This window comes from Luteibacter aegosomatis, assembly GCF_023078455.1.
Taxonomy (GTDB): Bacteria; Pseudomonadota; Gammaproteobacteria; order Xanthomonadales; family Rhodanobacteraceae; genus Luteibacter; species Luteibacter aegosomatis.
The window spans coordinates 623,608-636,599 of record NZ_CP095740.1 but is presented as its reverse complement, the minus strand read 5'-3'; the positions used below and the strand labels follow the sequence as shown (position 1 = coordinate 636,599).

The window sequence follows — 12,992 nt, the reverse complement described above, 5'->3', positions numbered from 1 at the left end:
ATCGGGCAGTATAGCCGCCCCCATTCGCTACAATGGCCGGCAATGCCCGGAATGCCACGCCCCACCCTTTCGCTGCGCCTGCTCACGCCCCGCCATTGGCCGGCGTGGATCGGCGTGGGTTTCATCTGGCTGATCGCCCACCTGCCCTTCCGCTGGCTGATGGGCCTGGGCCGCCTGGCCGGCCGGCTCGCGCTGCACCTCAATCGCGAACGGCGGCACATCGCCGCCACCAACATCGCGCTGTGTTTCCCCGAACTCGACCCGGTATCCCAGCAAGCCCTCGTGCGGGCCAACCTTTGCGACGTGGGCATGATGCTGGTCGAGTTCGCGCTGGGCTGGATGGGTTCCGATCGCGCGATCGCCCGCGTACCGGTCACGTTCGAAGGGCTGGAACATCTGGAAGCCGCGCGCGCGGCCGGTCGCGGGGTCCTGCTGGTCGGCGGCCACTTCTCCCATCTGGAGCTCTGCGCGCGCCTGGTATCGCAGCGCATCCGCATCGCGGGCATGTACCGCCGCATGGATTCGGACGTCTTCGAATTCGCCGTGCTCCGCGCGCGCCTCGACTACGCCGATGCGATGTTCGACAAGGACGACATCCGGGGCACCGTGAAGTACATGAAGGCCGGCGGCACCGTCTGGTACGCGCCCGACCAGGACATGCGCAGCAAGGACAACGTGTTCGTGCCGTTCTTCGGCGTGCCCGCCGCGACCATCACCGCCACGCATCATCTCGCCCGCATGGCGAACGCCGTGGTCATCCCGTTCTTTCATCGCCGCCTGCCCGGCGACACGGGTTATGCCCTGCGGCTGGGCGCGCCGCTGGACGACGTGCCCTCCCGCGACGCCGCGCACGACACGGCCGTGGTCAACGCGCAGATCGAGCAGATGGTGCGCGAGGCGCCCGAGCAATACCTGTGGGTGCACAAGCGCTTCAAGACGCGCCCTCCCGGCGAACCGAAAATCTACTGACGCGACAGGTAATTTCGTCAGCCACGACGAAAGTCTCGCGAAATTTCACGAGCGTACAACGACGCCATCCCCATCCGATGGACGTCTTTCTCCATGCAGTCGCTCTTCCGCTTCGCGCGTTCGCTGCGTGGCCGCATGCGCTGGCACAGCAAGCGCACGCGGGCCATCGGTGCCGTGGCGGCGTACATCGGTCGCTCGGCCGTGCGTTTCCGCGCGCACGACGCCTGGCTGGCGCAACTGGAAGCGCCCGGCATGCATGGCCTGGCACGGATCGACGGCACCCTCCTCGAGCGCTACCAGCACCGATACATCTGCCGCCGCTGGTCGATCGACCGGCGCCTGGAGGCCTTGCGGTCGCACTACGCCTTCGCGCTGGCCCGCTTCCCCCGCGAATTGTTCGACGGCCTCTACCGCTCGCGCCGGGTGCACCTGGGCCGGGTGGCCCTGCGTGACGGCCACGGCCTGCACGTGATCCTGAAAGCGCCGCGCCTGCGCGACCGCGAAGGCGAGATGAGCCTGTCGATCACCGACGACGACGGCCTGCAGATTTCCTATGCGGCCATCACCTTCATCGACGGTGGACGCACCATCGTCGTCGGCTGCCTGCAGGGCGCGGCCAACAACGCCGGCCGCGATGCCGTGCGCGAATTCACCCGACGGTGCCACGGCTTGCGTCCGAAGAACCTGCTGCTGTCGATGATCCGCTCGCTCGCCGAGGCGATGGGCGCGGAACGCGTGCTCGGCATCGGCAATGCCGCGCATCCGAGGCCGGACAAGATCAAGGCCGATTACGACGCGTTCTGGCTCGAGGCCGATGCGGTCGCGGCCGAAGACGGTTTCTACGCGCTGTCGCCGCGGGAGCCCGTGCGCGACAGCGCCGACGTCGAGAGCAAGCGTCGCGCGGAGTTCCGCCGCCGCGAGGCGCTTCGCCTCGAGGTATGCGGCCTACTGGTCGCCGCGTTCGGACTCCGACCCGACGTCGCGCTGGCCGCCTGACCGTTCGCGCTCGTAGAGCTTGGCGTACTTGAGGAAGGCATAGAACGCGTGCACGCGCGCGGCGACGAAGCCGGCCCATCCGCCACGCCAGTGGCCCCGCCATAGGTAGTAACGGACGAAGGCCACCGTGGGGTACACCACCATGCGCGTGCGCAGGAACGAAGGCCGCCGCGTGTGACGATCGCGCACCTGCAACGACGAATAGCGATTGGCCTTGTCGACCCGACCCTCGATGTCGCGCTCGCCGTAATGGTCGATCACGGCGTCGAGCTGGCGCACGGGCCCATCGACGATCACGCTCTCATGCACCTCGTGACCGCTCATGCGGGCACGGCGGCGATCGAAAAGGCGCACGTAGTGATTCAACCGCGCGCGCGCCGGCTGCCAGCGCCAGAATACCCATTCGCGACGCAGGAGCACGAAGCCCGCCACGTCGGGAGACGCCAGCGCACGCCGCACGGCTTCCGCCGCCGCGCCGGGCAACACCTCGTCCGAATCCAGCAGCAACACCCAGGCGTTCGTCGCCAGGTCGATCGCCGCCTGCTTCTGCGCGCTGTAGCCGGCGAAAGGCTGCACGTGCACCCTTGCGCCCTTTTCGCGGGCGATATCCGTCGTGCCGTCGGTGGAACCCGAATCGAGCACCACGATTTCGTCGGCGAAACCCACCGACTGAAGGCAGGCGCCGATGGTGTCGGCGTTGTCGAAGGTGGTGACCACCACCGACAGGGGTTCACGCGCCATGGCGTGGCTCCACGTCGGGAAGGTCCACGTAGAGCGCCGCGCACCAGACGGACAGCAACCACGCGGCGAACAGTCCCCACCACGCCGAATAGAACGCCATATGCGTGTTCAACGGAAAGAGGATCGCCACCAGCGCCACCGTGGCCGGGAACGCGCGGGCGCGGGCGACCGCTCCCGCCATCCACCAGCGGCGAACGGCGAAGACGGCGGCGGCCAGCCACGCGAGCAGGCCGAGGGTGCCGGTCTCCGTCGCGACTTCCAGCAGCACCTGGTGCGCATGACAGGCGCCTTCGCCTTCGCCGCACTTTTCCATGGTGAGGAAGTGGTCGCCGGGCGTGGCGGCGGAAGGGTATGCAACGCGGAAACCCCGCACGCCCACGCCGTTCACGGGATGCGCGGCGTAGATGCGAAGCGAGGTGGTCCAGATGTCCAGGCGACCGGTGAGCGCGCTGTCGATGCCCGCGCTGGTGCCGGTGAGCGCGGGCACCGTGTGCGCCACCCGATCGCGAAAGCGCGGCGATACCTGCCAGGCCAACGCGCCGACCAGCAGCAGGGCCACGCCCATGCCGACACAGGCGGCGGCGAAGCGACGGAACGAACCGGCTTCGTTCCACAGGAAAGCGAGGGCCACGATGCCGTAGCAGACCCACGAAGCCCGCGAGCCGGAAAGCAGCACCGGGCCGAGCGCCAGCAGGAAGGCCAGGGCGAGGCCACGCCGGCCGTAACGCTCTCGCGCCGTCCAGAGCAGGAACGGCGCGCACGCCGACAACGCCGGCCCGAGTTTGAGGTTGGTGGCGCCGAAGATGCCGGAGAGGCGCTCGGCGTTGGAGACCCCGGCAAGACCGTAGCCGGTGAGCGCCTGCACCCAGGCGTCCACCACCCAGATCGCCACGACCGCGGCCGTGGCCGTGTAGAGCGCCCGGACTTTTCCCGGGCGGCGCATGGCGAAACAGGTATAGATGCCCAACGGTGCGAAGCGCAGGATCGCGGCCACGGTGCCCCAGGTCTTGCCCGGCGCCACGGCATCGACCGCCGAGACCAGCGCCGCGCCCGCATAGGCGGCGAACAGCCACAGGAACAGCTTCGCGCCGGGATGATGGGCGAGGGAACGCGGCTCGCGCACCAGCAGCAGCACGGTGCCGACGAGACTGAGGAACACGCCCAGCTCGGCGCTGCGCCCCAGCGGCAGCAGGGCCGGCACGAGCCAGATCGGCAACAGGGGCGAGGCGAGACCGGCGCGGATCCTCGCCGACAGACCGGTACTCACGCGACCGGCACGCCTTCGACCACGTCGGCGTAGAGGGCCAGGGTGGCCGACTGCATGTCGACGAGGCGATAGCTGCGCGGCGGCGGGATGGGAGGCGCGAAACGCAGGAGTTCGGCGGCCCGCTCGACCAGCTTCTCGCGGTCGCCCAACGGCACGCGGCCGGCGGGATAGAGCTCCGCGAGCAGTTCGCCGACACCGCCATGGGCGTAGCCGATCACCGGCCGGCACAGCGCGAGCGCTTCGACCACGGTGCGGCCGAACGACTCGGGGCGATTCGATAGCTGCAACACCAGCGCCGACATGGCGTAGACGTCGCGTACGTCGGATCGCGCGGGCGAGATCGCCACCTTGTCCTCGAGCCCGCGCGCGCGGATGAGCTGGCGCAGCTCTTCCACGTAGGCTTCGCGGCCCGGCTCATCCGCCCCCAGCAGCATGAGCCGCGCGTCGATGGAGCGCTGGGCGAGGTCGCCGATGAGTTCGATGGCGTCGGCGTGGCCCTTCAGTCGCGTGCCACGCCCGGGCAGGGTAAGCAGGGGGGCGCCCGCGAGCTGCGGGTACTGTTCGAAGAAGGCCCGCTGCCAGGCGTCGTCGGGCCGGTAACCGTAAGGAAACGCGTCGGTGTCGATGCCTCGCGGGATCACGGTGATGCGCGAGGCTTCGATATCGCGGGGATAATGGCGCAACACGTAATCGCGCAGGGTCTGCGAGACCACGATGACGCGTTCGCCCCGCAGGAGGATGGCGCTGTAGCGTCCCGGCGTATTCAGCCCGTGCACCGTGGTGACGAAATGCGGGCGCGGTTTCATCCCGCGCAACGCCCACCAGCCCAGCCAGCCGGGCAGCCGCGAGCGGGCATGCACGATGTCGGGCTGGATGTCGCGCAACACGCGGCGCAGCTTGCCGGTCATGAAAAGCGTGGAAAACGCCTTGCGGCCGATCGGCAGGCTGACGTGCCGGCTGCCTTCGGCCTCGAGCTGTGCCACGAGGCGGCCCCCCGCCGAAATCACGACCGAACGGTGCCCCGCCTGGACCAGGGCCCGGGCGATTTCGAGGGTCGAGCGCTCGGCACCGCCCGAGTGAAGGGAGGGAACCAGTTGCACGACGGTCATCGTCCGGTGCGGGAAGACGGTGGCCATGGGCGGTCCGTGGGAAGGGTGCGCAGGTGAAGCAGGAAGCGTGCCCGCGCCGTGCCGTCAGTCTTTCAGGACGTAGGTCGCGCCGCAATAGGAGCACTTGGAGGTGCCGCCGTCGTCTTCGATCGGCAGGTAGACCTTCGGATGCGAGTTCCACAGGTACATGCCCGGCATCGGGCAGGACAGCGGCAGGTCGGCGCGGGTCACGTCGTACCGGTTTTCGGCGTTCGCCGGGATCAGCGGCGCGGCCGCGGGGTTGGGGCGGGACATGGGAAAGCTCCGGGCGATGCGGTGTAGCGGGGGTATGGATGGTAGCAGGATCGCCTGCCGTGCCCCACCGGAAACGCGCATGACGCTCGCGGTCAGCAAAGGCCGCTCAGCGGCCGTTCGAGGCCGGGAAGGTGGGAGCGGGCCCCGTCCGCGAACCCTCGGGCCCGCCTTGATACGAATGAGGCCATGCGGCGAGCGGGCGAGCTTTCGCAGCCGGCCCGATCACCGCATGGCCTCGTTCGCGATGGCTACCCCGGGGGTTCGCGGACCGGGTCCGCTCCCACCCCTCGGGTAGCCGATCGGCGACACCGATTACTTGTCGGCGTGCGCTTCGGTGGTGATGTGGATCTTGATCTCGTCGGAGACGTTCGGCACGTAGGCGCCGACGCCGAAGTCGGAACGCTTGAGAGTGGCGACGGCGTCGAAGCCGGCGGTCTGCACCTTCATCATCGGATGCGGGCCGACCTTGTTCACGGTGACGTCGAGGGTGACCGGCTTGGTGGTGCCGTGCACGGTGAGGTCGCCGGTGACCTTCAGCTTGCCCTTGCCCGCGGTGGCGACCTTGGTGCTCTTGAAGGTGATGGTCGGGTACTGGGCGGCGTCGAAGAAGTCCTTCGACTTCAGGTGCTCGTCGAGCTTCGGCACGAAGGTGTCGAGATCGGCCAGCTTGAAGGTGGCCTCGACCGTCGCCTTGGTCGGGTCCTTTTCGTCGTACACGAGCGTGCCGTCGACGTTGTTGAGGTTGGCCGAGGGGTTGGAGAAACCGAAGTGGTTCCAGCTGAACAGCACCATCGTGTGGGTCGGGTCGAGCTTGTAGGTGACCGGGGCGGCGGCGGCGGTGCCGGCGGTGGCCAGCAGGCCGGCAAGGGCGAGGTAACGAAGGGCGCGCATCGTGTGTCTCCAGCGGTGAGGGTGGGTACTGCCGTTTGCAGCGGGACCGGACGGTCGCCGCGGGAAAATCAGAGGATCTGTGCCGCCTCGTCGAAAGCCAGGCGAGGGTTGCGCGGGAAGAGGCCGGTGCCGACATCGCCGTAGCCGATGTTCACGAGGAAATTCGACTTGATCGACGTGCCGCCGAAGAATTCGGCATCGACGCCGGCCTGGTCGAAACCGGACATCGGCCCGCAATCCAGGCCCAACGCGCGCGCGGCGATGATCAGGTAAGCACCCTGCAGGCTGCCGTTGCGGGCACCCGTGGCCTGGATCAGGTCGGCGTTGCCGACGAACCAACTGCGCGCATCGGCGTGCGGAAACAGTTCGGGCAGCTTTTCGTAGAAGGCGAAGTCGGTGGCGACGATGGCCGTGACCGGTGCCGCCATCGTCTTGGCGAGGTTGCCCTCGCTGAGGAACGGACGCAGACGCTCCTTGGCGTCCTTCGACTTGATGAAGCGCAAGCGCATCGGCGACGAGTTGGCGGAGGTGGGACCCATCTTCGCCAGGTCGTAGATGCGGCGAAGCTGATCGTCGGTAACCTCCCTGTCCTGCCACGCGTTGAAGGTGCGGGCCGAAAGGAAGATCTGGTCGAGCGAGGCGTCGGGCAGCGGAGAGGACATGCGTATCCTTGTAAAGTGGCTTACTGGACCGATTGTAGAATCTACGCAGGGCGAACGGATTAGCCAATCACCGGTTGAGGAACGAACTGTGCCGAATTCGATAACAATCCGCTCCGGCACCGGCCCATGAACGAATCCGCGACGCCTTCGTGCTGGGTGTTGACCGACGGCGCCGCCGGCAACCGCCGCCAGGCGCTTGCCCTGGCCGAAGCGCTCACGCCGTCGATTCGCGAGATCGTGGTCGAACTGCGCCCACCCTGGTCGTGGGTGGCGCCGCGCCTCTTGCCCGGCTCGCGGCTGGCCCTTGGAGGACGCGACGACGCCCTCCTCCCTCCCTGGCCCACGCTGGCCATCGGCTGCGGCCGCGTCGCGGCCTGGGCCACGCGCCAGCTCCGCCGCTGGTCGGGCGGCCGCACGCTCGCCGTGCAGTTGCTCGACCCGCGCATCGATCCGCGACACTGGGATCTCGTGGTGGCACCGAAGCATGACGAGCTGTCCGGCGACAACGTACTCACCTCGCTGGGCTCGCTCAACCCCATCGACGGCATCTGGCTCGGCGATGCCCGGGCGGGTTTTGCCGCCTTCGCCGAGCTGCCCTCGCCCCGCCTCGGCGTCCTGATCGGCGGCGACATGCATGGACGACCGGTGGATGCCGCCACGACGGCAGCGTTTCTCGACGCGGCGAAATCGCGGCATGCGCGCGACGGCGGTTCGCTGCTGGTGGTGACGTCGCGACGCACGCCGGCGGCGCAGCTGCCGATGATCCACGCCGCATTCGCCGGCCTGCCGGGCTTCGTCTGGACCTCGTCCGCCGATGGACCCAATCCCTACCCCGGCGTGCTGGGCTGGTCGGACCGGTTGGCGGTCACGCCGGACTCGGTGAACATGCTCTCCGAAGCGTGCGCCACGGGGCGTCCGGTGCATACGCTGGTGAGCGGACCCCTACCGGCCAAGCTCGAGCGGTTCCATGCCGAGTTGCGAGCGACCCGGCGCTTGCACGACATGGACGCCGTGACCCCTGACATGCAGGAGCCGTTGCGGGAGACGGTGGCGATCGCGGAGAAGGTGCGGGCGCATCTGGGGCTTGGAACATGACGCGATTCCCATCGCGGACAGGGTCCGCGATCATTCAGGCGTCGACATAGCGGGCCGCGTCACCCACCCATCTTGCGATCAATCGCTCGCAACGCGCGGGATGATCGCGCATCATCGCCTCGGCCACGCGCTGCACCTCGGGCATGAGGTGGCCGTCGCGCGCGAGGTCGGCGATGCGGAACTGCAACTGGCCCGTCTGGCGCGTGCCCAGCACTTCACCCGGGCCACGCAACTCCAGGTCTTTCTCCGCGATGCGAAACCCGTCGTTGGTCTCGCGCATCACCTGCAGGCGCTCCTTCGCCAGGCGCGACAGCGGCGTCTGGTAAAGCAGCACGCACGTGGAAGCGATCGACCCACGTCCGACGCGGCCGCGCAACTGGTGCAACTGGGCAAGGCCCAGCCGCTCGCTGTTCTCGATCACCATGAGGCTCGCGTTCGGCACGTCGACGCCCACCTCGATGACCGTGGTGGCGACCAGCACGGCCAGTTCGCGATTCTTGAAGGCATCCATCACCGCCTGTTTTTCCTTGGGCTTCATCCGTCCGTGGATGAGTCCGACCGAGAGATCGGGCAGCGCGAGGGTCAGTTCGGCATGCGCCACTTCGGCCGCCTGCGCGTTGAGCTGCTCGGATTCCTCGATCAGCGTGCAGACCCAGTAGACCTGGCGCCCCTCCATGCAGGCCGAATGGATGCGCTCCATCACGTCGTAGCGGCGCTCGTTGGAAATCGCCACCGTCTGTACCGGCGTGCGCCCGGGCGGCAGTTCGTCGATGGACGAGACGTCGAGGTCGGCATAGGCGCTCATCGCCAGCGTGCGCGGGATCGGGGTGGCGGTGAGCACGAGCTGGTGCGGGATGAGCTCGCCTTCCGCACCCTTGTCGCGCAACGCGAGTCGCTGGTGAACGCCGAAACGGTGCTGTTCGTCGACGATGACCAGGCCGAGCTTCGAGAACGCCACGCCTTCCTGCATGAGCGCGTGCGTACCGACCACGACGTGCGCGCTGCCATCGGCGACGCGTGCGATCGCGCTCTTGCGCGCCCTGCCCTGCACCTTGCCCGCGAGCCATTCCACGTCGAGGCCGAGCGGCTCGAGCCACGCGCGGAAATTGCGCAGGTGCTGTTCGGCGAGCAGTTCCGTGGGCGCCATCAGCGCGACCTGGTAGCCGCTTTCCACCGCCGCGACGGCGGCGAGCGCGGCCACCACGGTCTTGCCGCTGCCGACATCACCCTGCACGAGACGCAGCATCGGATGCGCGCGCGACAGGTCGCGGGCCACTTCGCCGGACACGCGTGCCTGCGCCTTGGTCAACGAAAACGGCAGCGAGCCGAGCAGGCGCTCGCGCAGCGTCCCCGCGCTCTTGAGCGCGGGCGACTTGCGCTTCTTCACCGCGGCACGCATGCGTCGCAGCGTGAGGTGCTGGGTGAGCAGTTCTTCGAAAGCGAGTCGTTGCTGGGCGGGATGCGTGCCTTGCTCCAGGCGGCGCAGGTCCACGTCCGGTGGCGGCCGGTGCACGTAGAGCAACGCCTCGCGCAGCGAGGTCAGCCCCGACGGCCGGCCGACATCGTCGGGAATGAGCTCGAGCCGGTCGTCGGTGGGCAGGTGCGCCATGGCGCGAGCGATGACGCCCGCCAGGCGACGCGGGCCCAGGCCTTCGGTGGTGGGATAGACCGGCGTGAGGCGCTCGTCGACCACCACCGGTTCGTCGCCGTCGACGCGCTGGTATTGCGGGTGCACCATCTCCAGGCCCTGCGGGCCCTGGCGCACCTCGCCGAAACACAGCACCCGCGTGCCCTTCGGAAGCTGGTCGACCTGCGCCTTGCGGAAATGGAAGAACCGCAGCAGCAGCGCGCGTCCCGATGCGTCGCCGATGATCACTTTCAGCTGTGGGCGAAACCGGAAACCGCGTTCGACGAATTCGACGACGCCTTCCACCTGCGCGCGGTCGCCCGGACGCAGGTCGCCGATGGGGACGACGGTGGTGCGATCCTCGTAGCGCAGCGGCAGGTGGAACCAGAGGTCCTGCACTTCGCGCAGGCCGAGTTTCGCGAGCGTATCGGCGAGCGCCGGCCCGACGCCGCCGAGCGTCGTCAAGGGCGACCGCCCCGGATCTGCGGGGACGGCGGAAGGAGCGCTCGCGCGTGAAGCCACGGCTACCGCGATCGCCTTACGGCAGCACGAGGATCGCGTCGACCTCGACCTGCGCGCCCTTGGGCAGGGCGGACACTTCGATGGTGGATCGCGCCGGATACGGCTGCTGGAAGTACTCGGCCATCACGGCGTTGACCGCGGCGAAGTTTCCCAGGTCGGTGACGTAGATGCCCACGCGGACGATGTCCGAAAGCGTTCCGCCCGCGGCTTCGGCCACGGCCACGAGGTTGTCGAACACACGGCGCGTTTGCGCGGTGATGTCGCCTTCGACGAGGTTGCCGGTGGCCGGATCGAGCGGGATCTGTCCCGAGAAGTACACGGTGCCGCCGGCGCGGACGGCCTGCGAGTACGGACCGATGGCCGACGGGGCCTTGTCGGTGGCGATGGTGCTGCGGGTCATGGGGCGTTCCTCGTGAGGGGATCGGGAGAGTCTATCGGACGTGTCGATGGGAGCCTATCGCCGGCCCGTGCGATACCGCGTCGCCGTTCGCCGATACGATCGGCTCCCACCCTTCGGCCGGCAGCCATCGAAAACCTTCGGACGGGTTCGGCAAGTCGGCTACCGAAGGGGTGGGAGCCGATCGTATCGGCGAACAGGATCGCCTCGGTTTTCGGGTTAAAGCGGATGGCGATACACGCCGCTCACCACGCCGGTGCGCCGCACGCGCCGCATCACGTCGGCCAGGTGCTTGCGCCCCTTCACCTCGATGGCGAAGAGCAGCGTGGCGGCCGTGCTGTCGCGCTCGATGTATTCCACGTTCTCGATGTTCGAGCCCGCATCGGCGATGGCGGCGGCCACGGTGGCGAGTACGCCGGGACGGTTGAGCACCTCGATGCGCAGCTCGGCACGGTAGTCGCCGCTGACGTCGCGATCCCACTCGATGGCGACGATACGCTCGGGCGTCTTGCGGAACTCGGCCACGTTGGGGCATTCCACGCGATGCACGACGATGCCCTTGCCCGACGACAGGAATCCGACGATCTCGTCGCCCGGCAGGGGATGACAGCAGTTGCCGAAGCTCAGCACGCCACGCTCTGCCCCGCTGATGCGGATCTTCTCAACGGCGTGCTCGGTCGGCAGGGTCGATGGATGGTCGTCCCGCGGTCCGAGCATCGCCACCAGCTGATTCGCCACCTGGTCCGCGAAGCGGTTACCCAGCGCGATCTCGGCGAGCAGTTCTTCCAGGCGCTTGAGTTTGGCGTCGTCGAGGAAGCGATCCAGCGTGGCCGGCGGCACGGCATCGAGGCTCAGGCCACGCGCGTCGAGCGCGCGATCGAGCATGCGATGGCCGAAATCCACGGCGTCCTCGTGCTGGAGATGCTTGAGGTACTGACGGATGGCGGTACGCGCCTTGCCGGTGACCACCGCTTCGAGCCACGCCGGATTGGGCACGGCCGACGGCGCGGTGATGACCTCCACGACCTGTCCGGAGACCAGCCGCGTGCGCAGCGGCACCAGCTTCTTGTCGACGCGCGCCGCCACGGCGTGATCGCCCACGTCGGTGTGCACCGCGTAGGCGAAATCCAGAGCGGTGGCGTTGCGCGGCAGCGAGAAGATGTCGCCGCGCGGCGTGAACAGATAGACCTCGTCGGGGAAGAGATCGATCTTGACGTTCTCGAGGAATTCCGACGCCGAGGGCGTGTGCGCCTGGCTGTCGGCCAGCGCGGAGAGCCACTCGCGGGCGCGCAGCTGCGCGCTGTTGGCCGGGCCGGAGTCGGTCTTGTAGGCCCAGTGCGCGGCCACGCCGCGCTCGGCGACCGACTCCATTTCCGACGTGCGGATCTGGATCTCGATGGGGGCGCCGAACGGACCGAGCAGCACGGTGTGCAACGACTGGTAACCGTTGCCCTTGGGGATGGCGATGAAATCCTTGAAGCGGGCATCCACCGGTTTGTAGAGGCCGTGCACGGCGCCCAAGGCCTGGTAGCAGTGCATCGCCGTGTCGGTGATGACGCGGAAGCCGTAGACGTCCATGAGCTGCGCGAACGACTTGTGCTCGTTGCGCATCTTCGAATAGATGCTCCACGGCGACTTGATGCGGCTGACCGCGCGGCCGGGGATCTTCTCGGCGGCGAGGCGTCCCTCGAGCGCCATCTCGATCTTGCCCATCGCCTCGCGGCGGTTGCCCAGCGCGGCGCGGATGCGCTCGGCGATGATGCGGTGGCGATCGGGATACAGGGCCTTGAAGCCGAGGTCCTGCAACTCGGCCTTGAACTTGTTCATGCCCAGGCGTTGCGCGATGGGCGCGTAGATCTCGAGCGTTTCGCGCGCGATGCGGCGGCGCGACTCGGACTCCTTCGCCCCCAGCGTGCGCATGTTGTGCAGGCGGTCGGACAGCTTGATGAGGATCACGCGCAGGTCGCGCGCCATCGCCAGCAGCATCTTGCGGAAGCTTTCCGCGTCGGCCTCGGCGCGGCTGGAGAAGCGCATCTTGTCGAGCTTGGTGACGCCATCGACCAGTTCCGCCACGGTCTCGCCGAATTCGCCGGCAAGTTCCTCGCGGCTGAGCTTGGTGTCCTCCAGCGTGTCGTGGAGGATGGCGGCGATGATGGTTTCGGCGTCGAGGCCGAGTTCGGCCAACACCTGGGCGACCGCGACCGGATGGGTGATGTAGGGCTCACCCGACTTGCGGGTCTGTCCTTCGTGGGCCGCGGCGCCGACCAGGAAGGCGCGCCGGATGCGCAGCACCTGCTCGTGGGGCAGATACACGCCCACGCGCTCCTCGAGCGCCTGCACGTACGGCGGCACCGGGGTATCGTCGGAGACGTCGGTCAGTTTTTTGTCGGGGATGACGTTCATGGGAGACCCTCGCGCCCTC

General features: G+C 68.3%; 12 protein-coding genes. 3 read left to right on the top strand and 9 right to left on the bottom strand.

The genetic code is table 11. The annotated features are described in order from the left end of the window. The first annotated feature begins 42 nt into the window (after positions 1–42). Both lpxL and L2Y94_RS02805 read left to right on the top strand, forming a co-directional pair. Positions 43–969 (top strand): LpxL/LpxP family Kdo(2)-lipid IV(A) lauroyl/palmitoleoyl acyltransferase, encoded by a 927-nt coding sequence (lpxL, locus tag L2Y94_RS02810; RefSeq protein ID WP_425602426.1) that lies wholly within the window; start codon positions 43–45, stop codon positions 967–969. Between the two features lie 93 nt (positions 970–1,062). Next, positions 1,063–1,965 (top strand): DUF535 family protein, encoded by a 903-nt coding sequence (locus tag L2Y94_RS02805; protein ID WP_247373000.1) that lies wholly within the window; start codon positions 1,063–1,065, stop codon positions 1,963–1,965. On the opposite strand, the gene L2Y94_RS02800 is transcribed toward L2Y94_RS02805, so the two are convergent. The 6 genes from L2Y94_RS02800 to L2Y94_RS02775 all read right to left on the bottom strand — a co-directional run bounded on the left by L2Y94_RS02800 (position 1,915) and on the right by L2Y94_RS02775 (position 6,929). Further along, a complete protein-coding gene (locus L2Y94_RS02800) occupies positions 1,915–2,706 on the bottom strand; it encodes a glycosyltransferase family 2 protein (RefSeq protein ID WP_247372999.1) in 792 nt (263 codons plus the stop codon). The genes L2Y94_RS02805 and L2Y94_RS02800 overlap by 51 nt on opposite strands. Beyond that, positions 2,696–3,973, bottom strand: a complete 1,278-nt coding sequence (locus L2Y94_RS02795) for an O-antigen ligase family protein (protein WP_247372998.1) — start codon at positions 3,971–3,973, stop codon at positions 2,696–2,698. The genes L2Y94_RS02800 and L2Y94_RS02795 overlap by 11 nt, the downstream gene beginning before the upstream one ends. Further along, positions 3,970–5,109: a glycosyltransferase gene (locus L2Y94_RS02790; RefSeq protein ID WP_247372997.1), complete on the bottom strand. Its 1,140-nt coding sequence runs from the start codon at positions 5,107–5,109 to the stop codon at positions 3,970–3,972. Before L2Y94_RS02790 ends, L2Y94_RS02795 begins: the two co-directional genes overlap by 4 nt. A gap of 57 nt (positions 5,110–5,166) precedes the next feature. Further along, the gene (locus L2Y94_RS02785) at positions 5,167–5,376 is read right to left on the bottom strand and encodes a zinc-finger domain-containing protein (RefSeq protein ID WP_144913399.1); all 210 of its coding nucleotides are present in this window, start codon (positions 5,374–5,376) and stop codon (positions 5,167–5,169) included. A 312-nt stretch (positions 5,377–5,688) separates the two neighbouring features. Next, positions 5,689–6,267 (bottom strand): YceI family protein, encoded by a 579-nt coding sequence (locus tag L2Y94_RS02780; protein WP_247372996.1) that lies wholly within the window; start codon positions 6,265–6,267, stop codon positions 5,689–5,691. Positions 6,268–6,335: 68 nt separating this feature from the next. Beyond that, positions 6,336–6,929, bottom strand: coding sequence for a malonic semialdehyde reductase (locus L2Y94_RS02775; RefSeq protein ID WP_247372995.1), 594 nt, complete (start codon positions 6,927–6,929; stop codon positions 6,336–6,338). Positions 6,930–7,055: 126 nt separating this feature from the next. On the opposite strand from L2Y94_RS02775, the gene L2Y94_RS02770 reads away from it, so the two are divergent. Next, complete coding sequence (locus L2Y94_RS02770; protein ID WP_247372994.1) at positions 7,056–8,024, top strand: mitochondrial fission ELM1 family protein; 969 nt, start codon at positions 7,056–7,058, stop codon at positions 8,022–8,024. Between the two features lie 34 nt (positions 8,025–8,058). On the opposite strand, the gene recG is transcribed toward L2Y94_RS02770, so the two are convergent. The 3 genes from recG to L2Y94_RS02755 all read right to left on the bottom strand — a co-directional run bounded on the left by recG (position 8,059) and on the right by L2Y94_RS02755 (position 12,973). Next, positions 8,059–10,173: an ATP-dependent DNA helicase RecG gene (gene recG, locus L2Y94_RS02765; RefSeq protein WP_247372993.1), complete on the bottom strand. Its 2,115-nt coding sequence runs from the start codon at positions 10,171–10,173 to the stop codon at positions 8,059–8,061. Between the two features lie 16 nt (positions 10,174–10,189). Continuing rightward, the gene (locus L2Y94_RS02760; RefSeq protein WP_247372992.1) at positions 10,190–10,573 is read right to left on the bottom strand and encodes a RidA family protein; all 384 of its coding nucleotides are present in this window, start codon (positions 10,571–10,573) and stop codon (positions 10,190–10,192) included. 216 nt (positions 10,574–10,789) lie between these two features. After that, positions 10,790–12,973, bottom strand: a complete 2,184-nt coding sequence (locus L2Y94_RS02755) for a RelA/SpoT family protein (RefSeq protein WP_247372991.1) — start codon at positions 12,971–12,973, stop codon at positions 10,790–10,792. Positions 12,974–12,992 lie beyond the last annotated feature (19 nt).

Bases quoted from the DNA above. Each gene is read 5' to 3' on its own strand.
- lpxL (WP_425602426.1), top strand. From the start codon at position 43: ATGCCCGGAATGCCACGCCCCACCCTTTCGCTGCGCCTGCTCACGCCC.
- L2Y94_RS02805 (WP_247373000.1), top strand. From the start codon at position 1,063: ATGCAGTCGCTCTTCCGCTTCGCGCGTTCGCTGCGTGGCCGCATGCGC.
- L2Y94_RS02800 (WP_247372999.1), bottom strand. From the start codon at position 2,706: ATGGCGCGTGAACCCCTGTCGGTGGTGGTCACCACCTTCGACAACGCC.
- L2Y94_RS02790 (WP_247372997.1), bottom strand. From the start codon at position 5,109: ATGGCCACCGTCTTCCCGCACCGGACGATGACCGTCGTGCAACTGGTT.
- L2Y94_RS02785 (WP_144913399.1), bottom strand. From the start codon at position 5,376: ATGTCCCGCCCCAACCCCGCGGCCGCGCCGCTGATCCCGGCGAACGCC.
- L2Y94_RS02780 (WP_247372996.1), bottom strand. From the start codon at position 6,267: ATGCGCGCCCTTCGTTACCTCGCCCTTGCCGGCCTGCTGGCCACCGCC.
- L2Y94_RS02775 (WP_247372995.1), bottom strand. From the start codon at position 6,929: ATGTCCTCTCCGCTGCCCGACGCCTCGCTCGACCAGATCTTCCTTTCG.
- L2Y94_RS02770 (WP_247372994.1), top strand. From the start codon at position 7,056: ATGAACGAATCCGCGACGCCTTCGTGCTGGGTGTTGACCGACGGCGCC.
- L2Y94_RS02760 (WP_247372992.1), bottom strand. From the start codon at position 10,573: ATGACCCGCAGCACCATCGCCACCGACAAGGCCCCGTCGGCCATCGGT.
- L2Y94_RS02755 (WP_247372991.1), bottom strand. From the start codon at position 12,973: ATGAACGTCATCCCCGACAAAAAACTGACCGACGTCTCCGACGATACC.